The following is a 26,058-nucleotide window of genomic DNA, read 5'->3' as shown; positions in this document are numbered from 1 at the left end:
GGTGTGGGGTGGGGCACGCCGACGGGGATCTGTTCGCCGTCCACCAAGGGGCGGGCCAGGTTCAGGGGGCCCGTGCCGGCGCCCTTGCGCACTCCCCCGGCCGCTTTGATCGCCTCCGCGACGCGGGAGCCGGACGGAAGGGTGATCACTCCGGGCTGCTTCACCTTGCCGAGGACGTGCACCACCACCGAGGACGACGCCGTGACCGGTAGCGCGGACGCGGTGGGCCGCGCGTCGGTGAGGGTCGCTTTCGCGGCGGGAACCGGGGACGGCTGCGGGCGCGCGAGCCACAGGTAGCCCGCGGCCACCAGGGCGGCGACGACACCGATCAGGACGAGGACGCGGACGTTGGATCGTTCGGGAGTGGCGCGTAAGCGGGCGGACGGGGGCGTCTCGGGCGGGCGCAGGCGGCCCATGAGGGACTGCAGGCGGTCCTGGGCGTCGGGCTTCATGGCGCTTGACGTTAAGTCGCGCCGGCCGGTGCTCGTGAGCGCATCGGCGATTGTGGATAACCGGGGCGTCCGGCGGCTACGGGGTCACAGTTGGGGGGCCACGACCACGCCCAGCATCCCGGGGCCGACGTGGGCGCCTATGACGGGTCCTACCTCGCCGACGTAGACGTCCGCGACGTCCGGGACGCGTTCGCGGAGGCGGGCGGCGAGGGACTCGGCGCGGGAGGCGGCGGCGAGGTGCTGGACGCCCAGGTCGACGCGGCGGTCGCCGGCCTCGGTGACGGCGAGCTCCTCCAGGCGGGCGAGGGCGCGGGACGAGGTTCGGACCTTCTCCAGCGGGGCGAGGCGCCCCTCCCTGATGTCGAGGAGGGGCTTCACCATCAGGGCCGAGCCGAGCAGGTTGGCCGCGGCGCCGATGCGGCCGCCGCGGCGGAGGTGTTCGAGCGTGTCCACGTAGATGAGGGAGCGGGTGAGGGCGGCCCGGCGGGTGGCGGCTTCGGCGACCTGCTCGGCGGTCCCGTCCGCGAGGGCGGTGGCCGCGGCGGAGAGGGCGGCGAATCCAAGGCCCATCCCGATGGTGCCGCTGTCGACGACCGTGACCGGTATGGGCGCGTTGTCGGCGGCGAGGCGGGCCGCCTCGGCCGTCCCGGACAGGGCGGCGGAGAGGTGCACGGAGACGATCGCGTGGGCGCCGGAGCCCGCGGCGGCGCGGTAGACGTCCGCGAAACGTTCGGGGGCCGGGCGGGACGTGGTGACAGGCTGCCATTCCCGCAGCGCCTGGGCGGCCTCGGCGGTGGTGATGTCGTCCTCGTCCCGCGTGGCGCCGCCCACGGAGATCTGCAGCGGGACGACGGTCAGCCCGTGCCGTGCGGCGAGGCCCGGCGGAAGATAGGCCGTGGAATCGGTGACGACCGCGACCTCGCTGCCCATGGTGAGGACATTACCGGCACGTCACGGCTGGACGGGGACGCCGCCGCGCCAGATCCGCAGTGCGCGCAGCCCGAACGCCCAGGCGAAGGCGCCCTCGTGGTCGGCGTCCCACAGCACGATGTCGGCGAGCATGCCGGGCGCCAGTGAGCCGCGGTCGCCGACGCGGAGCGCGGCGGCGCCGCCGAGGGTGGCGGCGCGGAGGGCCTCGGTGACGCTGAGGCCGAACATGGCGACCGACAGCCCGATGACGAGGGGCATGGACGTGATGCCGCACTGGCCGGGGTTGTGGTCGGTGCCGAGGGCGACGGTGACGCCGCGGTCGAGCATCTGCCGGACGGGCGCCGGGGCGCGGCTGCTGTTGAGGGCGCTGCCGGGGCAGACGGTGGCGGTGACGCCGGCGTGGGCGAGGGCCTTGATGTCGTCGTCGTTGGCCTGGGTGAGCAGGTCGGCGGACGCGCAGCCGACCTCGGCGGCGACCTGGGCGGCGCCGATGCGCTCGTTGGCGCAGGCGTGCATGCGCGCCTTCAGGCCGGCTCGCTTGCCGGTGAGCAGCAGGGCGCGGGCCTCTTCGGCGGTGAAGTGCCCCTCGTCGCAGTAGACGTCGATCGAGTCGGCGCCGGCGACGGCGGCGTCGCCGGCCCACAGCCGGACGGCCTCGATGTAGTCGCGGCGGCGGCCGAAGAACTCCGGCGGCAGGATGTGCGCGGCGAGGAACGTGGCGTGGATGCGCGGCATGGACGGTTCGCCCTCCAGCGACCGCAGCATCCGGATGTCGGCGAGTTCGCCGTCGCGGGTGAGGTGGTACCCGGTCTTGGCCTCGACGGTGGTCGTCCCGGCGAGGATCCACTGGCGGAGCCGTTCGCGGACGCCGTTGCAGAGCGTCCAGGGGTCGGTGCCCCGGGTGACGGTCACGGTGGAGTTGACGCCGCCGCCCGCCGCGGTGATGGCGGAGTGGGACGACCCGCTGGTGCGCATCGCGAGTTCCGCCCACCGGTTGCCCGCGTAGACGGGGTGGGAGTGCGCGTCGATGAGCCCTGGCGTGACCAGGCCGCCGCCCAGGTTCTCGACATGGTCGACGTCGACGATGTCGTCGATGATGCCCGGGACGCGCTGCGGGAGGTCGGAGGCGGGCCCGGCCCAGACGATCCGGTCGTCGTGGATGAGCACCGCCGCGTTGCTGCAGACGTCGGTGCCCGTCCAGAGCCTGCCGATGTTCGTCAACAGCCGTACGGTCATGGCGTCACCGACCCGGCCAGGGCCGTGGAGCGCGTCTCAGCGCGGTACCGGACGCCGTGGCGCGGCGCCGCGGGGCACCTGCTCTCGCTCGCGAGTTCGGACCTGCCATGGAATGGGCCACCTGCTCTCGATCCGAACCGCCGACCGGATGCCGACGATTCACCACGGGTGAATCGGGTGGCCGGGCGACAACCAATGGCAATGAGACCGGAGATATCGGTTTCGTCACGGTAGTGCACTGAAGGCCCGTCCGACAACCTCTGATCGCAGCGCATCGACAGCCATCACCCCGCCCCTAGCTCTACGACCGTACGGATTTCAACCGGACCGTCAAGCCGATTGGGGAAGCTGTCACCGTTCGGGGACCGGCGGCGACTTCCAGACGCGTCCGAAACACGTCCCGAACGGCCCGAAAACCCCGAAAACCCGTCCGGCCCTCCGGGGACCGGACGGGATCGTCAGACGGTCGGGGCGACGGCCTCGAACCCGGCCAGTTCCCCGGCGAGGTCGGCCGGGACCCGGGCGTGGAGCATGGTGCCGTCGGCCAGGTGCTCCTGCTTGAGGACCTCACCGCGCTCGTGCACCTGCGCGACGAGGTCGCCGCGGTCGTAGGGCACCAGGGCACGGAGTTCGGTCTCCAGTCCCGGCAGGTCCGCCTCGATGGCGGCCCGCAGCGCCTCGATGCCGAACCCGGTGCGGGCCGACACGACGACGCTGTGCGGCTCCCGGCGCTGCAGCCGGGCGATCGTGAGGTCGTCGGCGGCGTCGGCCTTGTTGATGACGACGATCTCGGGGATCTCGTCGGCGCCGATGTCGCGCAGGACCTCGCGGACCGCGTCGAGCTGCGCCTCGGGGTCGGCGTCGGAGCCGTCCACGACGTGCAGGACCAGCCCGGCGTCGGTGACCTCCTCCAGCGTCGAGCGGAACGCCTCGACGAGCTGGTGCGGCAGATGCCGGACGAAACCGACGGTGTCGGCGAGGGTGTAGGCGCGGCCGCCGGGCGTCTCGGCGCGCCGGACGGTCGGGTCCAGGGTGGCGAACAGCGCGTTCTCCACCAGCACCCCGGCGCCGGTGAGCCGGTTCAGCAGGGACGACTTGCCCGCGTTGGTGTAGCCGGCGATGGCGACGGCGGGCACCGCGTTGCGGCGGCGCTCGCCCCGCTTGGTGTCGCGCGCCGTGGACATGCCCGCGAGCTGCCGGCGCAGCTTGGCCATCCGGGTGCGGATCCGCCGCCGGTCCAGCTCGATCTTGGTCTCCCCGGGGCCGCGGCCGCCGATCCCGATGCCGCCGGCGGCGCGCCCGCCGACCTGCCGGGACAGGTTGCCGCCCCAGCCGCGCAGCCGCGGCAGCAGGTAGTCGAGCTGCGCGAGCTCGACCTGCGCCTTGCCTTCGCGGCTCTTGGCGTGCTGGGCGAAGATGTCGAGGATCAGCGCGGTCCGGTCGATCACCTTGACCTGGACGGTCTCCTCCAGGTGCCGCAGCTGGCTCGGAGCCAGCTCGCCGTCGCAGATGACGGTGTCGGCGCCGGTGGCGATGACGATGTCGCGCACCTCCGCGGCCTTGCCGGAGCCGATGTAGGTGGCCGGGTCGGGGCGGGAACGGCGCTGGACGAGCCCTTCGAGCACCTCCGAGCCGGCGGTCTCGGCGAGGAGCGCCAGTTCGCGGAGGGAGTTCTCGGCCGTCTCGGCCGTTCCGTCCGTCCAGACGCCCACGAGGACGACCCGTTCCAGCCGCAGGGCGCGGTACTCGACCTCGGTGATGTCGGTGAGCTCGGTGGAGAGGCCCGCGACGCGGCGCAGTGCCCGCCGGTCCTCAAGGTCGAGTTCCCCCGTCATGGGGTCGGTCTCGGCCGGGTCCTGGGGCTCGAACTCGTCCGTGGCGTGGTCCTGGTCTGCAGAAAAAGGTTGAGTCATATGTCCTCGGTAGAACGCCGCCATGCGGCCGTATCTTCCCGTGGATCGTCTCACGGGCGGTCCCCGGTGGTCACGTGCTTATCGCCCGGGGTTGACGCAAGCGCGCGCGGGGAGGTCTGCCGAGAAAGGTGGTGCGGACGGGCGAACCCGCTTTGACCGGGCTCGGCGCCGCCGAGTAACGTCTCCACATAACAGAACTGGAATTTCGCTATACGAAAGGGCAGGCAGATGGCTGGACTGGAAGGCATCGAGGTCACCGGGCCCCTCGGCGAGCGGTACGAGGAGATCCTGACCCCCGAGGCGCTCGGCCTGCTCGCCGCCCTGCAGCGCGCGCTCGGCGCGCGGCGCAAGGAACTCCTCGGCGCGCGGGCCGACCGCCAGCGCGCGCTCACCGCGGGCGGGACGCTCGACTTCCTGCCGGAGACCGCGAGCATCCGGGAGGACGGCTCCTGGCGCGTCGCCGAGCCCGCACCCGGTCTCGAGGACCGCCGGGTCGAGATCACCGGCCCGACGGACCGGAAGATGACCATCAACGCGCTCAACTCGGGCGCCAAGGTGTGGCTGGCCGACTTCGAGGACGCCAACACGCCGCTGTGGGACAACATGATCGAGGGCCAGCTCAACCTCAGGGACGCCCTCGACCGCACCATCGACTTCACCGACGCCAAGAGCGGCAAGTCCTACGCGCTCAAGGACGACGGCGAACTCGCGACCATCGTCGTCCGGCCGCGCGGCTGGCACCTGGACGAGAAGCACCTCCTCGTCGACGGCGAGCCCATGTCCGGCTCCCTGTTCGACTTCGGGCTGTACTTCTTCCACTGCGCCCGCCGCCAGCTCGACAAGGGCAAGGGCCCCTACTACTACCTGCCGAAGATGGAGAGCCACCTCGAGGCCCGGCTCTGGAACGACGCGTTCAACCTCGCCCAGGACCACCTCGGCGTCCCGCGCGGCACCATCCGCGCGACCGTCCTGATCGAGACGATCCCGGCCGCGTTCGAGATGGAGGAGATCCTCTACGAGCTGCGCGACCACTCCGCCGGGCTGAACGCCGGCCGCTGGGACTACCTCTTCTCGGTGATCAAGAAGTTCCGGGACCGGGGCGCGGACTTCATCCTCCCCGAGCGCAACGCCATCACGATGACCGCCCCGTTCATGCGGGCCTACACCGAACTGCTCGTCCGCTCGTGCCACAAGCGCGGCGCGCACGCGATCGGCGGCATGGCGGCCTTCATCCCGTCCCGCCGCGACGAGGAGGTCAACAAGGTCGCCCTGGAGAAGGTCCGGGCCGACAAGAACCGCGAGTCCGGCGACGGCTTCGACGGCTCCTGGGTCGCCCACCCCGACCTCGTCCCCATCTGCCGGGAGGTCTTCGACGGCGTCCTCGGCGACAGGCCGAACCAGCTCGACCGGCTCCGCGAGGACGTCGACGTTTCCGCCGCCGACCTGCTCAACATCAAGGCGACCCCCGGTGAGATCACCGAGAGCGGGCTGCGCAACAACATCGACGTCGCGCTGCGCTACCTCGCCACCTGGCTGGACGGCGCCGGCGCCGTGGCCATCCACAACCTGATGGAGGACGCCGCGACCGCCGAGATCTCCCGCTCGCAGGTGTGGCAGTGGATCTACAACGGCGTCTCCACCGCCGACGGCCGGAAGATCACCAAGGAGTGGGTCGAGCAGCTCCTCGACGAGGAACTCGGCAAGATCCGCGACGAGCTCGGCGACGCCTACAACGAGCCCCGCTACAACCAGGCCGTGACCCTCTTCAAGGAGGTCACCCTCGCCGACGAATACTCCGAGTTCCTGACGATTCCCGCCTACCAGCAGTTTCCTTAGTCTCCCAGGGGGGCGACCCCCTGGAACCCCCGTTGCGCACGGCGAACCGTTTCCCGATCCGCTCCGCGTCTCGTGAAACGGCTCGCCGTGCGGCGGGTCGTGCGGCCTCCGGTCGCAGAGCGACCTCCGGCCGCACGACCCGTGGGGCGATCATTTACGCCGCTCCGCGCGATATGCAGGTCGGCTTGCCACTGACTAGTCCCCTGGAGACCGTCGGGCATGATCCCGCTGTTTCCGGCGGAGGAGAGTGGGAGTGATGGAACCGCGGCTCGCAGTGCTGGAGGGTCGGCTGGCGGCGCTTCTCGGGAGTGAGGGCGTCATCACCGATCCGGTGCGGCTCCGCACGTACGAGTGCGACGGGCTGATGAACCACCGGGCCACGCCCGCGATCGTGGTGCTGCCCGACGACGCCGAGCAGGTCGCCGCGGTGGTGCGGGAATGCGTGGCGGCCGGAGTCCCGTACGTCGCGCGGGGGTCGGGGACGGGACTGTCCGGCGGGGCGCTGCCGCGGGCGGACGGGGTGCTGATCGTCACGTCCCGCATGCGGCGGATCCTGGAGATCGACATCCCGGGGCAGCGGGCCGTGGTGGAGCCCGGCGTGATCAATCTGGACGTCACGCGGGCCGTCCAGCCGTACGGGTACTACTTCGCGCCCGACCCGTCCAGCCAGCAGATCTGCTCGGTGGGCGGGAACGTCGCGGAGAACTCCGGCGGCGCGCACTGCCTGAAGTACGGGTTCACCGCGCATCACGTGCTGGCCTGCGAGGTGGTGACGCCGGACGGCGAGCTGGTCGAGCTGGCGGCGGACGCGCCGGGCTACGACCTGCTGGGCGTGTTCGTCGGGGCGGAGGGCACGATCGGCATCACCACCAAGATCACGGTGCGGCTGACGCGGGTGCCCGAGACCGTGCAGACGCTGCTGGCGGCGTTCGACTCGATCGAGGCGGGCGGCACCGCGGTGTCGGCGATCATCGGGGCGGGCGTCGTGCCGGCGGCGATCGAGATGATGGACGCGCTGTCGATCGAGGCCGCGGAGGCCGCGGTGCGCTGCGGGTACCCGCCGGGCGCCGGCTCGGTGCTGATCGTGGAGCTGGACGGCCCCGAAACGGAGGTCGCGGCCCAGTTCGCCGAGGTCCGGCGGTTGTGCGAGGACGCGGGCGCCTTCGAGATCCGCGTCGCCGCGGACGACGCGGAGCGGGCGCTGATCTGGAAGGGGCGCAAGTCCGCGTTCGCCGCGGTCGGGCGCATCAGCCCCGCCTACATCGTGCAGGACGGCGTCATCCCCCGGACGGCGCTGCCCCGGGTGCTGGCGCGCATCGACGCGCTGTCGGCGGAGTCGGGCGTGCGGGTCGCCAACGTGTTCCACGCGGGCGACGGCAACCTGCATCCGCTGGTGCTGTTCGACGACGCGGAGGAAGGCGCGGCGGAACGCGCGGAGGAGGTGTCGGGCGCGATCCTCGACCTGTGCATCGAGCACGGCGGGTCCATCACGGGAGAGCACGGCGTGGGCGTGGACAAGTCCCGCTACATGCCGCGCATGTTCACCGACACGGACCTGGACACGATGCAGATGGTGCGCTGCGGCTTCGACCCCGGGAACCTGTGCAACCCGGGCAAGGTGTTCCCCACTCCGCGCCTGTGCGGTGAGGTGCCCGGCGTGCGCAAGGGGCCCCATCCGTTCGAGGGAAAGGCGGACCTCTTCTGATGCAGCCCCTGGACGCCCTGGCGAAGGTGTGCGGCGATGTGCGTCCCGGCGAGCCGGCGGACGGCGTGCTCGGTGTCGAGCCCTCCGTCGTCGCCGCGCCGAAGAACGTGGCCGAGGCCGCCGACGTCATGCGCGTGGCCGCCGAGAAGGGGCTCGCCGTCATCCCGCGCGGCGCCGAGACCCGCCTGGACTGGGGGACGCCTCCGGAGCGGTGCGAGCTGCTCGTCGACACCCACCGGCTGGACGGTCTCATCGAGCACGCCGAGGGAGACCTGGTCGCGAAGGCGCAGGCCGGGCTGCCGCTGGAGCGGCTCGGTGCGCAGCTCGCGGAAGGCGGGCAGCGGCTCGCCCTCGATGTCCCCCTGCCCGGTTCCACGGTCGGCGGGACGATCGCCACGGGCGAGGCCGGTCCGTTCCGCACGCTGTACGGGACGCCGCGCAACCTGATCATCGGGTTGACGATCGTCCGGGCGGACGGCCAGGTCGCGCGTTCCGGCGGCAAAGTCGTCAAGAACGTCGCCGGGTACGACCTCGGGCGGCTCTTCTCCGGCTCGTACGGAACCCTCGGACTGATCGTCGAGGCCACGTTCCGGCTGCATCCCCTGTCAGCGGCCCACGCGTACGTGACGTGCGCCGTGAGCGGCCCCGAAGAGGCGCATGACGCCGTGCAGAGCGTCCTGCACTCGCCCGTGGCGCCCAGCGCAGTGGAGTACATCAACCCTGGGACGGTCGCCGTCCTGCTGGAGGGCGTCCCAGAAGGTGTGGACACGCGCGCCCACCAGACCAAGGAGCTCCTCGGCGAGCGTACGGAGATCTCCGAGACAGCACCGGACGGCTGGGGGCAGTACCCGGACGGCACCACCCTCATCGGCATCAGCGCCCCGCCGCCCGCCTTGCGCGACCTTCTCACCCTGCTCGGCTCCGAGGCCGCCGCGACATGGAGTGGGAGCGGCCACGGCCATGTGGGGCTCCCCGCCGGTATGCCCCCGGACCAGGTGGCCGCCACTCTGGACCGCCTTAGGTCATGCCTGAGCAGGTACCGTGGCAGTGCCGTCGTCCGCTACGCCCCCCAAGAGGTGCGCGACGAGATCGACGTGTGGGGCCCGGTTCCGGCACTCGCGTTGATGCGGCGTGTGAAGGACCAGTTCGACCCGGATCATCGGCTGTCCCCCGGCCGTTTCGTTGGAGGCATCTGATGAGCGCCCACGACGACCTGCCGAAACTGCTCGATGACTGCGTGCACTGCGGTTTCTGCCTGCCGACGTGCCCCACCTACGTCCTGTGGGGCGAGGAGATGGACTCGCCCAGGGGCCGCATCCACCTCATGCAGCAGCACGCGGACGGCGAACCGCTCAGCGGCCCGATGGTCGAGCATTTCGACGCCTGCCTCGGTTGCATGGCCTGCGTGACGTCCTGCCCCTCCGGGGTGCAGTACGACCGGCTCATAGAGCTGACCCGGGCCGACGTCGAACGCGAGCACGAACGTCCGCTGAAGGAGAAGGCCATACGGGAGATGGTCTTCCAGCTTTTCCCGTACAAGCGCCGGCTCCGTGCCCTGCGCGGCCCGCTGCGCGCGTACCAGAAGTCGGGGCTGGAGCGGCTCGTCCGGCGCAGCGGCGTCCTGGAGCGCATCTCGCCGTCCGTGGCGGCGATGGAACGGCTCACCCCGCCGCTCGGCAAGGCCCGGCGGCTTCCGGAACGGGTCGCCGCCCGCGGCGAGCGCCGCGCGACGGTCGGGATGCTCACCGGGTGCGTGCAGGGCGAGTTCTTCCCCGGCGTCAACGCCGCCACCGCCCGCGTCCTGGCCCTCGAAGGCTGCGACGTGGTCATCCCCAGGGCCCAGGGGTGCTGCGGGGCGCTGTCCCTGCACTCGGGCCGCGAGGACGAGGCCCGCGCCTTCGCCCGCCGGACGATCGAGACGTTCGAGTCCGTCGACGTCATCGTGGTCAACTCCGCGGGCTGCGGGTCGGCGATGAAGGACTACCGGGCGCTCCTCGCCGACGACCCCGCCTGGGCAAGGCGGGCGGACGCGGTGTCGGCCAGGACCCGGGACCTCGCCGAGTTCCTCGTGGAGCTCGGCCCCCGCGCGGAACGGCGTCCACTTCCGGTCACGGTCGCCTACCACGACGCGTGCCACCTCGCCCATGCGCAGGGCGTTCGCAGCCAGCCACGCGCGCTGCTGGCGGGGATTCCGGAGCTGACCGTCCGGGAGATCGCCGAACCCGACATCTGCTGCGGTTCCGCGGGAACCTATAACCTTTTCCAGCCTGCGGCCGCCGGTGAACTCGGCGACCGCAAGGCGGTGAACGTGGACGCCACGGGCGCCGAACTACTGGTCGCAGCCAACCCCGGCTGCTCCATGCAGATCGCCACCGCGCTGCGCCGGCGCGGCGCCGGCATCGCGATCGCGCATACCGCGCAGGTGCTGGACGCCTCCCTCAGGGGTCTCGGCCGCGACGCCGTCGTCGCACGCCGTTCGTAACCCCGTGACCTGGACCGCCGTCGATTCAGGCGTCGGGTATCGTGTCCGACTGCTTGAAAGGGACGCGCGACCGAGCCTGGAGTGGGCCCTAGGGAGCACGCAGAACCATGGCCAACGATTACCACCCCTACCGCACGCACCGCCGGAGGAAGAAGGCCAGGGCCGGGAGGCTCGGGCTGGCCGGCGCCCTCACCGGTGCGCTGGGAATCGCCGCGGTGGCCGCCACGATCGTGGTGCTCCGGCCGGGCGGCGACCCCGGCGGTACCGCACGGCCGACCCTGGCGGGGCAGGGCAGCGTCGAAGCGGGCCCGTCGGTGCCGTCCCCGCAGGCCGGCCCGCCGCTCAACTTCACCACGCCCGAGGGCTACGGCTACAGCCTCGCCGCGGTCGAGGCCGGGACGGACGCGGAGCCCCTCGGCGCCATCCAGTCACCGCCGCCGGGGACGACGTACGCCTACGCGGACTACGTCCTCACCAACAATCAGCGGCGGCCCGTGCTGCTGGACTACCCCGCCGACCTGTTCATGCCGAAGGCGCAGGTCCCGTCGTCGGCCCAGGAGCGGTGCATGCCGCAGGCGGGCGTCCCCGACGACATGTGCACGCTCCCCAACCAGAGCGAGATCACCGCCCGGGTCGACGGGGCGGAGCCGCCCATCGACGAGAACGGCACCATGATGATCCCGGCGGGCGCCACGTACCTGGTGCGGGTCGCCTCCGAACTCCCGGTCAAGGACGGCCTCTCCGCCGACGACCTGCGGCTCTTCGTGTGGAACGCCCGGTACACCAGCGACCGCAAGGGCATCGAACTCGCCTTCCCCAACACCGCGGGTTAGGGCGCGTTCGTGAACCCGATGTCCTGGTAGTCGGGCTCGAAGAGACCGCAGGCACCGAGATTGGCCAGGTTCGCACGCGTGGCGACGAGCTGGGGCCGCTGATACAGCGGCAGGACCGACGCCTGTCGCCAGATGAGCCGGTCGGCCTCGTTCACCAGGGCGTGCACTTTCCCCGGGTCGACCTCCGCGATGGCACCGTCCAGGGCCGTGTCGATGGCCTCGCTGCCGACGCGGGAGTAGTTCTGCTGGACGCGGTCGCCCTGGGGCCGCGCGAAGACCGATTTCATCGTCGAGACCGGGTACGACGTGCCCAGCCAGGAGAAGGGGACGATGTCGAACCTCCCGGGCGTCACGTGGCGGGGCAACAGGTCGTCGGCGGGCACGGGCTCGATGTCCACCCGGACGCCGATGCGTTCGAGCATGGCCCGCGCCAGCTCTCCCTCGCGTTTGGCGATGGGTACGCCCGATGGGACGACGAAGCGCAGCGCGAGTGTCCGCCCGTCCTTGGCGCGGTACTCGCCGCGGAGGTGCCAGCCCGCCTCGTCCAGGAGCCGCCTGGCGCGGGCCAGGTCGTAGACGCCGAACTCCCCGGAGTTGTCCTTGTAGCCGTTCTGGGTGGCGACGTAGAAGTGGTTGCCGAGCGTCCGCACCGGAACCCCGAGACCGGACAGGTCGGAACGGGCGATGGCGCGCCGGTCGATGCCGAGCATGACGGCCCGCCGCACCCGCACGTCGGACAGGACGGGCGACGCGGCGTTCAGCGTGAAGTGCCGCCAGTCCGGCCCGGCCGCCCTGCGCACGGCGGCGCCGCGGACGCCCTGGACACGCCGCAGCGCGCCCGCGTCCAGGCCGATGTCCATCAGGTCGATCTCGCCGTTCGCGAACGCGCCGGGCACCGCGGACGGGTCCATCGCGCGGTAGACGATGCGGTCGAGCTTCGCCCGCGGACCCCACCAGGCGGGATCGCGGACCAGGGTGACGGTCTTGCCGGTCCGGTCGATCTCCTGGACGCGGAACGGCCCTGCCGTGACGGGCAGCCGGTTCCGCCAGCCGCCGTTGAACTCGCGCGGCGCGGCGTACGCGGTGGCCGGGTACAGCGGGCTGAACAGGCCGCGCCAGTCCGCGTACGTCCCGTCGAAGGTCACCTTGACCTCGTGTTCGCCGGCGCCTCGTTCGATGCGCTCGATGCGGCGGTAGCCGGTGACGGCGGAGACCTCGTAGCGCGCGTCCCGTCCGGACAGCGCCCGCGCCTGCGCGACGAAGTCGGCGTGGCCGATGGGCCGGCCGTCCGACCATCGGGCGCGCGGGTTGAGCCGGTAGGTGACGGTCTGGCCCCGCCCGGTGCGCCGCGGCGTGGCCGACCGCAGGTACTCGGGGACGGGCCGCGGCACGGCCTTCTCGTCGGCGCGCATCAGGTGGGGCAGGACGCCCTGGACGACGCGCTCGACCGCTCCCGTGGTGCCGTTGACGTGGTTGAAGTTCCACTGGGACGGGAACTCCGGCAGCGGCCAGCGCAGCGTACCGCCGTTCGCCACCCGGTCACGGGGGACCGGGTTGACGTCGAAGGCGGGCAGTTGCTCCGATGAGCGGGCCGTCGACTCCGGTCCGGAACCGCTGCATCCGGCGCCGGTGAATAACGCGGCGCCCAGGAGCGTGGCGCCGGCCATCCGCGTCATCGTGCGCCCCTGCCTTCGGCATGGGGATGATGGCAGGCGACCGAATGGCCGGCGCCCTCCCCCGGCCGGACGGGACGGGACTCGGGATCGTGTTCCTCGCACAGGACTCCCTCCGCAGCGGTGAGCGTGACGTAGCGCGGGCAACGGGAACGGAAGCGGCACCCCGCGGGCGGGGACGCGGGGTCGGGCGGGTCTCCCCGCAGAACGACGCGGGGGCGGCGCCGCTCAAGGCACGGGTCCGCCAGGGGCACCGCGTCCAGAAGCGCGCGTGTGTACGGATGGGCAGGTGCGCCGCGGACGTCTCCCGCCGGCCCGGTCTCAACGATGCGCCCCGCGTACATGACGGCGATCTGATCGGCCAGGCGATGGACGACGCCGACATCGTGGGTGACGAGCAGGCACGCCATACCGAGCCGCTTGCGCAGACGCTCCAGCAGGGCCATGACGTCGGCTCGGGCGGTGACGTCCAGGGCCGATACAGGCTCGTCCAAGAGGAGCAGCCGTGGTTCTAGGGCCAGTGCTCTGGCGATGCCTACGCGTTGTCTCTGCCCGCCCGAGAGAGCGTGGGGATAACGCTCGGCATGAGCAGGACCCAAGCCCACCAGCTCGATCAGTTCCTCAACGCGCTCCCTGGCTCGCGCCTTCGGCACCCCGTGCGCGGTCAGCGGCTCGGCGATGATTCCGGACACGCGCATCCTCGGGTTCAGCGACGAGTACGGGTCCTGGAACACCACCTGGACATCGCGTCGCAGGGCCTTCCGGTCAGCGGCGCGCAGGGCCGCCGTGTCCCGGCCGAAGAGGGTGACGCGTCCGCCCTGGGGGCGCGCGAGCCGGAGGATCTCCATCAGGGCGGTGGTCTTGCCGCATCCCGACTCCCCGACCAGCGCCAGGGTCTCGCCCTCGCGGACGGCGAAGCCGATGCCGTCCACGGCGCGCACCGGCCCGCCCCGGCGCAACCCCCACGGTCCCTTGCGGATGGCGTGGTGACGGACGAGAGCGTCCACCTCCAGCACGACGGGACGCCCGGACCTGGCCAGAGGGGCCGGCGACGACCCGCCCACGGGGGCGACCGATCGCAGCAGTTCCTTCGTGTACGCCGTACCGGGCCGGCGTAAGACCCGCTCGACCGGCCCCGCCTCGACGGCGCGTCCCTCGTGCATCACCACGACCCGGTCGGCGAAGCCGGCGACGACGCCCGGATCATGGGTGATCAGCACGATCGCGGCCCCGGTCGCCTCCTGCGCGACGCGCAGCACGTCCAGGACCTGCCCCTGGACGGTCGCGTCCAGCGCGGTCGTCGGCTCGTCCGCGACGACGACGGCCGGGTCGTTGGCGATCGCCATGGCGATCATCACGCGCTGCCGCATGCCGCCCGACAGCTCGTGCGGGTAGGCGCGGGCGCGGCGTCGCGCACCGGGAATGCCGACCAGATCGAGCAGCTCGGCGGCGCGCGCACGCGCCGACGCGCGCGAGGCGCGGGAGTGGATCCGCACCGTTTCCGCGATCTGGTCGCCCACCGTGTGGACGGGGGTGAGCGCGGACAGCGGGTCCTGGAAGACCATGGCCAGGTCCTTGCCGCGCACCCTCGACAGCTCGGCGTCCGGCCGCCCGAGCAGTTCCGCCCCGCGCAACCGCACCGAACCCGTCACGCGGGCGTCGTCCGGCAGGAGGCCCAGCACGGCGAGCGCGAGGGCCGTCTTGCCGGAACCCGACTCGCCGACGACGCCGAGCACCTCACCGGCCCCGGCCGTGAGGCTGACGCCCCGCACGGCACGCACGCCGCGTGCGTACCGCACCGTGAGATCCGTGACGTGCAGCACGGTCAACGCGCGTCCCGGACCGGGTCGAAGGCGTCTCGCAGCCCGTCGCCCAGGAGGTTCACCGCGAGGACGACGAGGACGAGCAGGCCCGCGGCGAACGCGAACGGCCACGGATGGGCGGCGGCGTTCCCCTGGCCGTCGGCGATCAGCGTGCCGAGTGACACGTCCGGCGGCCGCACGCCGAACCCGAGGTAGGACAGCCCGCTCTCCGCGACGATCGCGACACCGACGTTGAGGCTCGCGTCCACGGCCAGCAGCGACGCCAGGTGCGGCAGCACGTGCCGGACGATCACCCGCGGCGCGCCCACCCCGAGGAACCGGGCGGCCAGCACGTGCTCGCGCCGGCGCAGCGAGACCGTCATCGCCCGCACCGCCCGGGCCGTGACCATCCACATGAGGGCGGCCAGCACCGCCATCAGCACCGGCAGGCCGCCCGGCAGGGTGGGCGCGAGCACGGCGGCGACGAGGAAGGACGGCAGGACGAGCAGCACGTCGGCGCCCCACATGAGGACGCGGTCCAGCCGGCCGCCCGCGTAGCCGGCGGCGGCGCCGATGACGGCGGCCAGCCCGGTCGAGGCCACGGCGACGAAGAGGCCGACGAGCAGCGATGTCCGCGCACCGCGCAGGGTGAGGGCGAAGACGTCCCGCCCGCTCTGCGTGGTGCCCAGCCAGTGCCGCCCGGACGGCCCCTGGTGGAAGGCCGTGAGGTCCGTGTCGTCCCAGCCCGACGGCGACACGAGCGGCCCCAGGAGCACCAGCGAGAACAGCAGCGCGAGCAGGAGCAGTCCCGCGGCGGCCCGGCGGCTCACCCGCGCGTACCCGCCGATCACGCGGCCTCCCGGACGCGCGGGTCGAGGGCGCCGTGCAGGGCGTCCGAGACCAGCCCGGCGAGCAGCACCCCGCACACGGCGACGCACCCGATCGCGGCGACCACGTTGACGTCGCCGCGCGTGACGGAGCCGGCCAGCCACTCCCCCATCCCGTGCCGGCCGAAGATCTCCTCGGTGCACACGGCGCCGAGGACCAGCAGGCCGGACGCGTAGGCGACGTAGGTCGTCATCGGGACGAGCGCGGTCCGCAGCCCGTGCCGCAGCAGCGCGCTCCGGCGCCGCAGCCCCCGGGCGCGGGCGGTGCGCACGAAGTCGGCGTGCAGCACGTCCAGCATGAGGCCGCGCTGGTAGCGGCAGTAGACGCCCAGTTGCGCAAGCGCGATCGTGACGGTCGGCAGGAGCAGGTGCCGTGCCCGGTCGGCGAGACCGGCCGCTCCGCCGGGCGCTCCAGGCGTGGACTCACCGACCCACACGAAGGCCCGCACGCCCAGCGCGTCGTTCGCCCTGCTCGCGAGCGCCTGCAGCAGAACCGCCAGGACGAACACGGGAACGGCCGGGAGCAGGCACGCCCCGAGCGTCACGAGCCGGTCGGCCGCGCGACCGCGCCGCACCGCCGCGACGGCGCCGAGCAGCAGGCCGCCCACGCAGCCCAGGACGGCGCCCGGCAGCACGAGCCGCAGGCTGACGCCGAGGCGCCGCCACAACTCGGCGTTGACGGGTTCGCCGTCCCACGTGCGGCCGAAGTCGCCGCGCAGGACGCCACCGGCCCAGGTGCGGTAACGGTCGGCCAGGGGCGTGCGGTCGTTGAGGTTGAGGGCCGTGAGCCGGGCGTCGACGACCGCCTCGGGCGGGCGCGGCGTGCGGTCCTCGTACGCGGCGCGTGGATCGAGCGCGGCGGCGGCCAGCAGGTAGGCGAGGCTCACGCCCAGGACGGCCAGGACCAGGTGGTTCGCCACCCTGCGCAGCAGGAACGCCGCCATCTCCCCCCTCCGGGCCGCCCAATGTGCGCACAGGATGCTACCGCCTGATTACAGACGGCGTTGGGAAAAGCCCGCAGTTACCGCTCGATATCAGGTGAGGGCGGTATCGCGGGGGCCCAGGGCGAGTATGTTGACTCGACCGGCCTGACCCGGCCGGTCGGCGCGGGCACTCCGAATGCGCGACCCGTTTCGGTCGTCCGGCGCCGGCGGCGATCCGAACCCGCCCCTGTGAAGGGCTCAGAGCCGCCGCCCGCACCGCGGTGCCGGACCCGGCGGGCGGTACGGCACGGGGCCTCCGGCACCTCCCACCGGACGACTGTGACCTGCACCTTCGGTTCTCTCCGCCGGAATCCGCGGTTACCATCACGGCACGCGCCACCGCGCCGCGACGGAGACAGTGTCGGCGGGGGGAGGTCCCGGTGTCCTGAGGCGGACGCCCCGATGTCTGCAGGACAGGGGCCGGACGCTTTAACATTCCATTACTTTGGCCTGGGGTGGGCATGGACGAGACGGTGAGAAGGAACGGCGGGGCGGGCCGCTTCGCGGTCCCGGTCGCGCTCGGCGCCGTTCTCCTCGTCGCCACCTCGCTCGTCGTCGGCGGCCTGCTTCCCTCCGACCTGCGGATGGTCTGGTGGCACCCGGAGATCCTCGTCGCGACCGCGTGGACGCCGGTGGCCGCCGTCCTGCTGCGGCACAGGCCGGGGCTGAAGGTCGGCTGGCTCATGCTCGCGGCCGGCTTCAGCGCGGGCGTGTACGTCCTGTCGCTCAATCTGGCCCCGTGGTTCGAGCTCCACGGCTGGGCCGGAACCGGCTTCCTCACCTGGCTCGGCACGTGGCTGTGGGCCGTTGACACCTACGCCCTTACGCTGGTCCTCCCGCTGATCTTCCCGGACGGCCGGCTGGTGTCGCGCTGGTTCCGGCCGGTGCTCGCCCTCGCCTTCCTCATCCCCGTGATCGTCTGCGTCCATCTGACGATCGACCCGGACGTGCGCAAGTGGCACAACGGGGTCTCGGTCTACCCGTTCGGTGACATCCCGGTGGCCATCACCGTGATCATCCTCGGCACCCTGGCGGCGGCCCTGTGCTCGATCCTGGTGCGGTTCGTCAAGTCGCCCCCGGACGTCCGGCGGCAGATCGCCTGGGTCGTCTACCCGGGCCTCGTCGCCATCGCGGTGATCTACGCGGGGGAGAACACGGTGATCGGCGACCCGCTGCGCAACATCACGATCGTCACCGTCCCCGTCTGCGTCGCCATCGCGATCACCCGCTACCGGCTCTACGACATCGACCTCGTGATCAGCCGCACGCTGGTGTACGCGGGCCTCGTCGCCCTCGTCACCGGCCTGTACTTCGCGTTCGTCGGCGGGGCGAGCCTGCTCGCCCACGGCGAGGGGACGATCTCGGGGCTGGCGGCGGCGATCATCGCGGGCGCGGTGTTCGAGCCCGTCCGGCGGCGCCTGCAGCGCACGGTGGACGGGTTCATCCACGGCGAGCGCGACCCGTACCGGCTCGCGGACCGCCTCAACCGGCGGCTGCAGACCGCCGCCGACCCGCCCGCCGCGCTCGCGGTGGCCGCCGAGGTGGCCCGCTCCGCCCTGCACGCCACCGGTGTCACGATCGAGGTGCTGGACCGCGACGGCCGCACGATCTCCGCCGAGGACGGCGCGCTCGGCGACCGGCCGCAGCTCATCCCGCTGGTGTGGCACGGGGAGCCGGTGGGCCGGCTGCTGTTCGGCGTCACCCGGTCGCCGGACGCGCGGATGTCGGGCATCCTCGCCCGCAACCTCGCGGAGCTGGCGAACGCGGTCCGGCTCGCCGCGGACGTCCAGCGCTCCCGGGAGCACATCCTGCGCACCCGCGAGGAGGAGCGGCGGCGGCTGCGGCGCGACCTGCACGACGGCCTGGGGCCGACGCTCGCCAGCCTCGCGATGACGGTCGACGCCGCGCGCATCACGTTGAAGACCGACCCCGCGGCGGTGGACGAGCTGCTGGAGGAGCTCCGCGCGACGATGGGCAGCACCATCGGCGACATCCGGGAGCTCGTGTACGGACTGCGGCCGCCCGCGCTGGACGACCTCGGGCTGGAGGGCGCGATCCAGGCGCTCGGCGGGGTCGTCGCCACGGGCGACGGCCCGAAGGTGGACGTCCAGGTGGAGGGCGATCTCAAGGGCCTGCCGGCCGCCGCCGAGGTGGCCGCGTACCGGATCGTCCAGGAGGCGCTCACCAACGTGCACCGGCACGCCAACGCGTGCTCCGCGGTGGTCCGCCTGCATCTGAACGGCGACCTGCACGTCTCCGTCGACGACGACGGCGTGGGGCTGCCCGCACGATTGCGCTCCGGTATCGGTATGTCGTCCATGCGCGAACGTGCGGCCGAACTCGGTGGGTCTTGTACCGTCGGCCCCGGTCCAAAGGGCGGGACGCTGGTCCGGGCCAAGCTGCCCGTCAACGGCGTCCGCCGCTGAGACTTATCCGCGTTTCGCCGTTTCGCGGTCCCGCGTGCTCCGGCCCGCTTCCGGATCTCACCCGGTGGGAGGGCCGGTGACCGCCCCCCGCCAAGAAGGTCGCCACCGGCCCTCAGGCTCCGTACGGCACCGGGGCTCCCATCCCGATCCGTACGGGCCATTCACCAGAGGGTGTGCATGAACGAAACTATGCGGCGGAAGGTCCCGGTGGTGAGGGACAGTTGTCCCGTTCGTGCCGGGACGAGGACGGACGCCGCTCCGGCCCTGGTCGACGGGGGGGGAGCCCTAAATCCAGCCCGGCCGGGTCTCGCCCTCGGCCACCAGGACCGCCGGGCCGGTGAGGCGGCTGGTCCCCCGGCCGAGCGCCACGGTGACCCGGCCGCCGGGCACGTCCACGGTCCATTCGCCCGGTTCGGCCAGGCCCCGGGCGGCGACGGCGGCGACGGCGACCGTGCCGGTCCCGCAGGAACGGGTCTCGCCGGAGCCGCGCTCGTACACCCGCATCTCCAGGTGCCGCTCGCCCACGGTGCGGAAGAACTCGACGTTCACGCCGTCGGGGAAGGCGGCGGGATCGAAACCGGGCGCCCGCGAGAGGTCCAGCGCCGCGAGCGGCCCGTCCACGCGGCACGCCAGGTGGGGGTTGCCCACGGAGACGCGTACGCCCTGGAAGACCGTGTCCGCCATGGTGGCCTCGCCGGGGCCGAGGAGGTCGGCCGGGCCCATCTCGACGCTGACGTCCCCGGACGCGCCCAGCGTCACGCGCCGCAGCCCCGCGCGGGTCGCCACGTCCCACTCCCCGGGCGCGGCGAGGCCGGCGTCGACCAGGTAGCGGGCGAAGACCCGCATCCCGTTGCCGCACATCTCCGCGAGCCCGCCATCGGCGTTGCGGTAGTCCATGAACCACTCGGCGCCCGCGTCGATGCCCGCGTCGATGCCCGCGTTCCCGATGCCCGCGGCCTTCGTGCGGACGACCCGCAGGACGCCGTCGGCGCCGATCCCGGCCCGCCGGTCGCACAGCCGCGCCACGGCCTCCGCCGTGAGGTCCAGGGCGCCGTCCGGATCGGGCAGGATCACGAAGTCGTTCTCTGTGCCGTGCCCCTTGACAAACCGCATCTCCCGATCATATTGCGTCCGCCGGACGTATCAGCCGATCAGCGCCAGCGCCCGGCCGACCAGGTCAGGGGCGTCGTGGGGGAGCCACTGGACGCGCGGATCCCGGCGGAACCACGACTCCTGCCGGCGGGCGAAACGCCGCGTCGCCCGGATGGTCTCCTCCCTGGCCTGCTCCTCGGTCCACTCCCCCGACAGGAACCGGAGCACCTGCGCGTAGCCGAGCGCGCGTCCGGCGGTCAGGCCGTCGCGCAGGCCCGCGCGCTCCAGCTCGCGGACCTCGTCGACCAGCCCCGCGGCCCACATCCGCGCCACCCGGACGGCGATGCGCTCGTCCAGTTCCGGGCGGGGAACGCTCAGGCCGATCTGCACGACCGAGCCGTAGCGGTACCGGTGCTCGGGCAGGGTCGCGGTGAACGGCCGCCCCGTTATCTCGATCACCTCCAGGGCGCGGACGATCCGCCGGCCGTTGCCCGGCAGGATCGCGTCCGCCGCGGCCGGGTCCACCGCGCGCAGGCGCCCGCGGAGCGCCGCCGGCCCGGCGTGCGCCAGTTCCTCCTCCAGCCGCGCCCGGACGTCCGGGTCCGTCCCCGGGAAGTCCATGTGGTCGAGGGCGGCCCGCACGTACAGGCCGGAACCGCCCACGAGCACGGGCGTCCGGCCCCGGCCCCGGATGTCGGCGATCACGGCGGCGCTGAGCCGCTGGTACTCGGCCACGCTCGCGGTCTCGGTCACGTCCCAGACGTCCAGCAGGTGGTGCGGCACGCCGCGCATCTCGGCGGGGGTGAGCTTCGCGGTCCCGACGTCCATGCCGCGGTAGAGCTGCATCGAGTCGGCGTTCACCGCCTCCCCGTCCAGCCTCAGGGCCAGTTCCACGGCGAGGTCGGACTTCCCGGCGGCGGTCGCGCCGACGACCGCGAGCACGCCGGGGACGTCGGGGCCGCTGCGGCCCGTCGCCGGGTGCGCGGGATCAGGCGCATTTCGTGAGGTCACAGGCTTAATTGTGGCAACAGTCTGGGTATGGGCGGGATGTACGGGTGTCGCGCGCCATGCGGGCACCACCGACAGGACGAGGGATCCGGGGGGATTTTCGATGTCCATCGTCGACAAGGTGAAGCAGATGCTCGGGCAGCACCCCGACAAGGCCCGCCACGGTGTGGAGCGGGGCGGGGACGTGATCGACGAGCGCACGGGCGGCGAGCACGCCGACAAGGTCGACCGGATACAGGACAAGTCCAGCGACTACATCGACCGCGAAGGCGGTCCCGGTGGCGGTGCTCCCGGTGGCGGCGGTCCGAGTGCTGGCGGTCCGAGTGCTGGCGGCCCGAGTGGCGGCCCGAGTGGCGGCGGTCCCGGTGGCGGCGGTCAAGGGGGAACCGGTCAGCAGCCGTGATCCGAGCGTGACCAGGCCGCGACGAAGTAGCCGACTCCGTACGGCGCCTCGTCCGCGAGCAGGCCGGCGCTGAAGCCGGCCGCGCCGGCCGCGCCGGCCGCGCCGGCGAGTACCTGCCACGCCGCCCGCCCGGCCACCTGGAGTTCCCGGGAGAGATCCGCATCCAGGGCGGCCAGGGCGGCGGCGTCCGCCTTTCCGAGCGCGTGCGCCACGGCCCCGTCGTAAGGGGCCGCGCGCTCGTCGAGGTACCCCGGCGCCTGCTCCGAGCGGCACGCCGTGCCGTCGCCCATCACCAGGAGGGCTACCCGCTCGGCCGATTCCGCCAGCCGACGGCCGAGCGCCAGGCATTCCTCCGGCCGCGCGTCGAACGCGATCGCCTCGTGGCGGGCGTCGTCCCCGGCCCCCTGCCTCCGCAGCAGCCAGCGTCCGATGCTGAGGGAGAGCGGCAGGGCCTCCGCGCCGTCCTCGGGGTGGTCGGGGATCGTCCAGGAGAGTCCGTACGGCCGCAGCGTCGCGTACGCGTCCGGCCCGTAGGTCCGTGTCTCCGGAGCACCCCCGACGGCGACCAGTACGTCTGCCCCGCCCAGGCGCCCGACGGCCTCGTCGCACGCGGCGCGCAGCCCGTCCAGCTCCGGCGCCGCCTCCCCCGCCACCGCGGGCACGAGGAGGGGCGGATGCGGGCACACCGCCGCCGATACGAGCACACTTCCTCCCTGACGCCGGCTTCTGACGCCGGCTCCCCGGCACCGGGCCCGCGCCCGCCACCGGGGGCGGCACGCGGGATCGCCCCTCGATCATGCCCGAGTTCAGGAGACGGCGGAGCAGCCCGGCACGGGCGTGTCGGCCTGCGCGGAACGCCCGATCGACGGCATTCCGAGCGAAACGCCCTGCGGGCCCGCCGTCCCGGCCTGCCGGGCCTCCCACGCGTCGCCCGCACGCGTCCGGCGGACGGCCGGCGCGGGCTTGTCGGCGACGAGGTGGTGCGGCGCGGCGTAGGTGACCTCCACCGTGACCATGTCGCCGGGACGGACCGGCTCCTCCGGCACGGCGAAATGGACCAGCCGGTTGTCGGGCGCCCGGCCGGACAGCCGGCGGGTCGCCTGGTCCTTGCGGCCCTCGCCCTCGGCCACCAGGACCTCCAGGGTCCGGCCGAGCTGCTTCTTGTTCTCCTCCCAGGAGATCTCCTCCTGGAGGGCGACCAGCCGCTCGTACCGCTCCTGGACGACCTCCTTCGGCAGCTGGCCGTCCATGACCGCCGCCGGGGTGCCCGGACGCTTGGAGTACTGGAACGTGAACGCCGACGAGAACCGGGCCTCCCGCACCACGTGCAGGGTCTCCTCGAAGTCGGCCTCGGTCTCCCCCGGGAACCCGACGATGATGTCGGTGGTGATCGCCGCGTCCGGGATGGCGGCCCGGACCTTGTCGATGATGCCTAGGTAGCGCTCCTGCCGGTACGAGCGGCGCATCGCGCGCAGCACCGCGTCCGACCCCGCCTGCAGCGGCATGTGCAGCGACGGCATCACGTTCGGCGTCTCGGCCATGGCGGCGATGACGTCGTCGGTGAAGTCCTTGGGGTGCGGGGAGGTGAACCGGACCCGCTCCAGCCCCCCGACGTCCCCGCATGCCCTCAGCAGCCCCGCGAAGGCGGACTCCCCGCCCGCCGTCATGGCGCGGACCTCGTCGGGCGCGGCGGCGAGGGCGCCGAAACCGGAGCCGTACGCGTTGACGTTCTGGCCGAGGAGGGTGACCTCCAGGACGCCCTCGGCGACCAGCGCCTCGATCTCGGCGAGGATCTCCCCCGGGCGGCGGTCCTTCTCCTTGCCGCGCAGCGAGGGGACGATGCAGAACGTGCACGTGTTGTTGCAGCCCACGGAGATCGACACCCACGCGGCGTAGGGCGACTCACGGCGGGTCGGCAGCGTCGAGGGGAAGGTCACCAGCGACTCTTCGATCTCGACCTGCGCCTCGCTCTGCACGCGCGCCCGTTCCAGCAGTGCGGGCAGCGACCCGATGTTGTGGGTGCCGAACACGACGTCCACCCAGGGGGCGCGCCTGACGATGGTGTCGCGGTCCTTCTGCGCGAGGCACCCGCCCACGGCGATCTGCATGCCGGGATGACCGTCCTTGACCGGCCGCAGATGGCCCAGGTTGCCGTAGAGCCGGTTGTCGGCGTTCTCCCGCACCGCGCAGGTGTTGAACACCACCACGTCCGGCTCGGTGTCGCCGGCGCGGACGTACCCCGCCGCCTCCAGGAGACCGGAGAGCCGCTCGGAGTCGTGAACGTTCATCTGGCACCCGTAAGTACGGATCTCGTACGTACGGGGAGCCGTATTCATAGGCGCACTCATGACGGTTACCAAGGGTACGGGCCTTACGCGATATCGCCGAACCGGCCGGCGCGACCCGAGCGACCTCAGATGATCACTCTCCGCCACGGCGGACCCCGCCCGACATGGGGATTCGTGATCGTATCGGTACCGCGCGGCAACTTTCGCGCCGTTGCGCATGACGTAAAGTCCGACCGCATGACGGACAGCGAAGGCGGACCCGACCTCACCGAGGACGGGCCTGGGGACTCCACCCCGGAGCGGGCCACCGAGGGCGGCCGGCCCCTCGTGGTGGCCGAGAACGTCAACAAGCACTTCGGGGAGCTGCACGTCCTCAAGGACATCAACCTGACCGTGAACTTCGGAGAGGTCGTCGTCGTCATCGGCCCGTCCGGCGGCGGGAAGTCGACCCTGTGCCGGTCGATCAACAGGCTGGAGCCCATCGACAGCGGAAAGATCCTCCTCGACGGCAAAGAGCTGCCGAAAGAGGGAAAGGAGCTGGCGAAGCTCCGCGCCGACGTCGGCATGGTGTTCCAGTCGTTCAACCTCTTCGCCCACAAGACGATCCTGGACAACGTCACGCTCGGGCCGATCAAGGTCCGCAAGCAGGGCAAGCAGGAGTCCGAGAAGCACGCGATGGAGCTGCTGGACCGCGTCGGCATCGCGAACCAGGCGCAGAAGTACCCCGCTCAGCTGTCCGGCGGCCAGCAGCAGCGGGCCGCGATCGCGCGCTCCCTCGCGATGCGGCCGAAGGTGATGCTCTTCGACGAGCCGACCTCGGCGCTCGACCCCGAGATGGTCAACGAGGTCCTCGACGTCATGACCGGCCTGGCCCGCGAGGGCATGACGATGATCGTCGTGACCCACGAGATGGGCTTCGCGCGCAGGGCGGCGCAAAAGGTCGTGTTCATGGCGGACGGTCAGATCGTGGAGGAGAACACGCCCAACGAGTTCTTCACCAACGCGCGCACCGACCGCGCGAAGGACTTCCTTTCCAAGATCCTCACACACTGATCCACTTTCCCCGATGTATCCATAAACCTGAACTGTTCGGTCCGTAGAGGATGTGAATGGTCCACTGAGCCACGGGGCTCCGGCAGAGTAGAGGTAGGACGAGAATGCGAGTACGTCGTTTCGGCGCCCTCATCGGGGCGGGGATGGCATTGTCACTGGCGCTTTCGGCGTGTGGCAGCGACACGGAGAAGACCGAGGCCAAGACGGTCCTGCAGAAGGCGCAGGACGACAAGAAACTGACCGTCGGCATCAAGTTCGACCAGCCGGCCCTGGGCCTGAAGAAGCCCGACGGCACCTTCGACGGCTTCGACGTCGACGTCGCCAAGTACATCGCCAAGGAGCTCGGCGTCCCCGAGGACGGCATCACCTTCAAGGAGACGACCTCCGCGAACCGCGAGTCGTTCATCGGCGGCGGCCAGGTCGACCTCGTCGTGGCCACATACTCCATCACCGAGGCGCGCAAGCAGCAGGTGACGTACGGCGGCCCGTACTACGTGGCCCACCAGGACACGATGGTGAACGCCGACAACAACGACATCAAGAAGACCGCGGACCTCAAGGGCAAGCGGCTGTGCAAGGCGGCCGGGTCCAACTCCTTCCGCCGCATCACCGAGCCCCCGCCGGACGGCGAGCTCGACATCGACGGCGTCAAGCTGGTGGACGCGCAGAGCTACTCCGAGTGCGTGAGCAAGCTGAAGTCCGGGGCGCTCGACGCGGTCAGCACCGACGACCTCATCCTCGCCGGGTTCGCCAACCAGCAGAAGGGCTCCTTCAAGGTCATCAACGACCCCTTCACCGACGAGAAGTACGGCGTCGGCATGAAGAAGGGCGACACCGAGACCTGCGAGGCCGTGAACAAGGCCATCAACAAGATGTACTCCGACGGCACCGCCGGGCAGCTGCTCGACAAGCACTTCGCCGGTACCGGGCTGAAGCTCGTCAAGGAGGTCCCGACGATGGAGGGCTGCGCCTGACCGCGGGCGGGGCGCCCGGCCGCGGGCGCCGCTCCTGATCCAGGACGAGCCCGACCCGTCGTGCCGGTGCGTCCCCGCGAGG

21 protein-coding genes are annotated in these 26,058 nt (G+C 72.2%); 9 read left to right on the top strand and 12 right to left on the bottom strand.

The window, feature by feature from the left end; all coding sequences use genetic code 11:
• From E1289_RS00720 to hflX, 4 genes are all read right to left on the bottom strand, one after another.
• Window positions 1–452, bottom strand: a 452-nt coding sequence (locus E1289_RS00720) for an SLBB domain-containing protein (protein ID WP_207928704.1), incomplete at its 3' end; no start/stop codon positions are given.
• A gap of 84 nt (window positions 453–536) precedes the next feature.
• Window positions 537–1,382 (bottom strand): DegV family protein, encoded by an 846-nt coding sequence (locus E1289_RS00715; protein ID WP_131974102.1) that lies wholly within the window; start codon window positions 1,380–1,382, stop codon window positions 537–539.
• 21 nt (window positions 1,383–1,403) lie between these two features.
• Window positions 1,404–2,618 carry an imidazolonepropionase gene (gene hutI, locus E1289_RS00710; RefSeq protein ID WP_131974101.1) on the bottom strand — a complete coding sequence of 405 codons (1,215 nt, stop codon included), beginning with the start codon at window positions 2,616–2,618 and terminating at the stop codon, window positions 1,404–1,406.
• Between the two features lie 458 nt (window positions 2,619–3,076).
• The gene (hflX, locus tag E1289_RS00705) at window positions 3,077–4,453 is read right to left on the bottom strand and encodes a GTPase HflX (protein WP_243712518.1); all 1,377 of its coding nucleotides are present in this window, start codon (window positions 4,451–4,453) and stop codon (window positions 3,077–3,079) included.
• 306 nt (window positions 4,454–4,759) lie between these two features.
• On the opposite strand from hflX, the gene aceB reads away from it, so the two are divergent.
• From aceB to E1289_RS00680, 5 genes are all read left to right on the top strand, one after another.
• Entirely contained in the window at window positions 4,760–6,367 is a 1,608-nt protein-coding gene (gene aceB / locus E1289_RS00700) for a malate synthase A (protein ID WP_131974099.1), read from the top strand.
• Window positions 6,368–6,623: 256 nt separating this feature from the next.
• On the top strand, window positions 6,624–8,072 hold the full coding sequence (locus E1289_RS00695; protein WP_131974098.1) for an FAD-linked oxidase C-terminal domain-containing protein: 1,449 nt from the start codon (window positions 6,624–6,626) through the stop codon (window positions 8,070–8,072).
• Window positions 8,072–9,268, top strand: a complete 1,197-nt coding sequence (locus E1289_RS00690; protein WP_131974097.1) for an FAD-binding oxidoreductase — start codon at window positions 8,072–8,074, stop codon at window positions 9,266–9,268. Before E1289_RS00695 ends, E1289_RS00690 begins: the two co-directional genes overlap by 1 nt.
• Window positions 9,268–10,554, top strand: a complete 1,287-nt coding sequence (locus E1289_RS00685) for a heterodisulfide reductase-related iron-sulfur binding cluster (protein WP_131974096.1) — start codon at window positions 9,268–9,270, stop codon at window positions 10,552–10,554. Before E1289_RS00690 ends, E1289_RS00685 begins: the two co-directional genes overlap by 1 nt.
• Window positions 10,555–10,661: 107 nt before the next feature.
• Window positions 10,662–11,387, top strand: a complete 726-nt coding sequence (locus E1289_RS00680) for a hypothetical protein (RefSeq protein ID WP_131974095.1) — start codon at window positions 10,662–10,664, stop codon at window positions 11,385–11,387.
• Here E1289_RS00680 and E1289_RS00675 read toward each other — a convergent pair.
• From E1289_RS00675 to E1289_RS00660, 4 genes are read right to left on the bottom strand one after another with little or no spacing between them, the layout of a single operon-like run.
• Entirely contained in the window at window positions 11,384–13,054 is a 1,671-nt protein-coding gene (locus tag E1289_RS00675) for an ABC transporter family substrate-binding protein (protein ID WP_243712514.1), read from the bottom strand. The genes E1289_RS00680 and E1289_RS00675 overlap by 4 nt on opposite strands.
• A 5-nt stretch (window positions 13,055–13,059) precedes the next feature.
• Window positions 13,060–14,859, bottom strand: coding sequence for an ABC transporter ATP-binding protein (locus E1289_RS00670; RefSeq protein WP_243712513.1), 1,800 nt, complete (start codon window positions 14,857–14,859; stop codon window positions 13,060–13,062).
• A gap of 26 nt (window positions 14,860–14,885) precedes the next feature.
• Complete coding sequence (locus tag E1289_RS00665; protein ID WP_243712512.1) at window positions 14,886–15,713, bottom strand: ABC transporter permease; 828 nt, start codon at window positions 15,711–15,713, stop codon at window positions 14,886–14,888.
• Window positions 15,710–16,693: an ABC transporter permease gene (locus E1289_RS00660; RefSeq protein ID WP_131974092.1), complete on the bottom strand. Its 984-nt coding sequence runs from the start codon at window positions 16,691–16,693 to the stop codon at window positions 15,710–15,712. Before E1289_RS00660 ends, E1289_RS00665 begins: the two co-directional genes overlap by 4 nt.
• Window positions 16,694–17,193: 500 nt before the next feature.
• On the opposite strand from E1289_RS00660, the gene E1289_RS00655 reads away from it, so the two are divergent.
• Window positions 17,194–19,158 (top strand): sensor histidine kinase, encoded by a 1,965-nt coding sequence (locus E1289_RS00655; protein WP_131974091.1) that lies wholly within the window; start codon window positions 17,194–17,196, stop codon window positions 19,156–19,158.
• A gap of 285 nt (window positions 19,159–19,443) precedes the next feature.
• Here E1289_RS00655 and dapF read toward each other — a convergent pair whose 3' ends face one another.
• Complete coding sequence (dapF, locus tag E1289_RS00650) at window positions 19,444–20,271, bottom strand: diaminopimelate epimerase (protein WP_131974090.1); 828 nt, start codon at window positions 20,269–20,271, stop codon at window positions 19,444–19,446.
• A gap of 30 nt (window positions 20,272–20,301) precedes the next feature.
• Entirely contained in the window at window positions 20,302–21,192 is an 891-nt protein-coding gene (gene miaA, locus E1289_RS00645; protein WP_243712517.1) for a tRNA (adenosine(37)-N6)-dimethylallyltransferase MiaA, read from the bottom strand.
• Window positions 21,193–21,361: 169 nt separating this feature from the next.
• Between miaA and E1289_RS00640 the strand changes: the two genes are divergently transcribed.
• The gene (locus tag E1289_RS00640) at window positions 21,362–21,661 is read left to right on the top strand and encodes an antitoxin (RefSeq protein ID WP_131974088.1); all 300 of its coding nucleotides are present in this window, start codon (window positions 21,362–21,364) and stop codon (window positions 21,659–21,661) included.
• On the opposite strand, the gene E1289_RS00635 is transcribed toward E1289_RS00640, so the two are convergent.
• Both E1289_RS00635 and miaB read right to left on the bottom strand, forming a co-directional pair.
• The gene (locus E1289_RS00635) at window positions 21,649–22,365 is read right to left on the bottom strand and encodes a hypothetical protein (protein WP_131974087.1); all 717 of its coding nucleotides are present in this window, start codon (window positions 22,363–22,365) and stop codon (window positions 21,649–21,651) included. The two genes, E1289_RS00640 and E1289_RS00635, sit on opposite strands and share 13 nt — an antisense overlap.
• 102 nt (window positions 22,366–22,467) lie before the next feature.
• Window positions 22,468–24,009: a tRNA (N6-isopentenyl adenosine(37)-C2)-methylthiotransferase MiaB gene (miaB, locus tag E1289_RS00630; RefSeq protein WP_131974086.1), complete on the bottom strand. Its 1,542-nt coding sequence runs from the start codon at window positions 24,007–24,009 to the stop codon at window positions 22,468–22,470.
• 177 nt (window positions 24,010–24,186) lie between these two features.
• On the opposite strand from miaB, the gene E1289_RS00625 reads away from it, so the two are divergent.
• Both E1289_RS00625 and E1289_RS00620 read left to right on the top strand, forming a co-directional pair.
• On the top strand, window positions 24,187–25,002 hold the full coding sequence (locus E1289_RS00625; RefSeq protein WP_131974085.1) for an amino acid ABC transporter ATP-binding protein: 816 nt from the start codon (window positions 24,187–24,189) through the stop codon (window positions 25,000–25,002).
• A gap of 104 nt (window positions 25,003–25,106) precedes the next feature.
• Window positions 25,107–25,976, top strand: a complete 870-nt coding sequence (locus E1289_RS00620; RefSeq protein WP_131974084.1) for a glutamate ABC transporter substrate-binding protein — start codon at window positions 25,107–25,109, stop codon at window positions 25,974–25,976.
• Window positions 25,977–26,058 lie beyond the last annotated feature (82 nt).

Source organism: Actinomadura sp. 6K520 (genome assembly GCF_004349245.1).
Classification (GTDB): Bacteria; Actinomycetota; Actinomycetes; order Streptosporangiales; family Streptosporangiaceae; genus Spirillospora.
The sequence above is the reverse complement of the archived record's forward strand: the minus strand, read 5'-3'. Positions and strand labels throughout refer to the sequence as shown.

Bases quoted from the DNA above. Each gene is read 5' to 3' on its own strand.
- E1289_RS00620 (WP_131974084.1), top strand. From the start codon at position 25,107: ATGCGAGTACGTCGTTTCGGCGCCCTCATCGGGGCGGGGATGGCATTG.
- aceB (WP_131974099.1), top strand. From the start codon at position 4,760: ATGGCTGGACTGGAAGGCATCGAGGTCACCGGGCCCCTCGGCGAGCGG.
- E1289_RS00690 (WP_131974097.1), top strand. From the start codon at position 8,072: ATGCAGCCCCTGGACGCCCTGGCGAAGGTGTGCGGCGATGTGCGTCCC.
- E1289_RS00660 (WP_131974092.1), bottom strand. From the start codon at position 16,693: ATGGCGGCGTTCCTGCTGCGCAGGGTGGCGAACCACCTGGTCCTGGCC.
- E1289_RS00640 (WP_131974088.1), top strand. From the start codon at position 21,362: ATGTCCATCGTCGACAAGGTGAAGCAGATGCTCGGGCAGCACCCCGAC.
- E1289_RS00625 (WP_131974085.1), top strand. From the start codon at position 24,187: ATGACGGACAGCGAAGGCGGACCCGACCTCACCGAGGACGGGCCTGGG.
- E1289_RS00655 (WP_131974091.1), top strand. From the start codon at position 17,194: ATGGACGAGACGGTGAGAAGGAACGGCGGGGCGGGCCGCTTCGCGGTC.
- E1289_RS00675 (WP_243712514.1), bottom strand. From the start codon at position 13,054: ATGGCCGGCGCCACGCTCCTGGGCGCCGCGTTATTCACCGGCGCCGGA.
- hutI (WP_131974101.1), bottom strand. From the start codon at position 2,618: ATGACCGTACGGCTGTTGACGAACATCGGCAGGCTCTGGACGGGCACC.
- hflX (WP_243712518.1), bottom strand. From the start codon at position 4,453: ATGACGGGGGAACTCGACCTTGAGGACCGGCGGGCACTGCGCCGCGTC.
- miaB (WP_131974086.1), bottom strand. From the start codon at position 24,009: ATGAGTGCGCCTATGAATACGGCTCCCCGTACGTACGAGATCCGTACT.
- E1289_RS00695 (WP_131974098.1), top strand. From the start codon at position 6,624: ATGGAACCGCGGCTCGCAGTGCTGGAGGGTCGGCTGGCGGCGCTTCTC.
- E1289_RS00685 (WP_131974096.1), top strand. From the start codon at position 9,268: ATGAGCGCCCACGACGACCTGCCGAAACTGCTCGATGACTGCGTGCAC.
- E1289_RS00715 (WP_131974102.1), bottom strand. From the start codon at position 1,382: ATGGGCAGCGAGGTCGCGGTCGTCACCGATTCCACGGCCTATCTTCCG.
- E1289_RS00680 (WP_131974095.1), top strand. From the start codon at position 10,662: ATGGCCAACGATTACCACCCCTACCGCACGCACCGCCGGAGGAAGAAG.
- dapF (WP_131974090.1), bottom strand. From the start codon at position 20,271: ATGCGGTTTGTCAAGGGGCACGGCACAGAGAACGACTTCGTGATCCTG.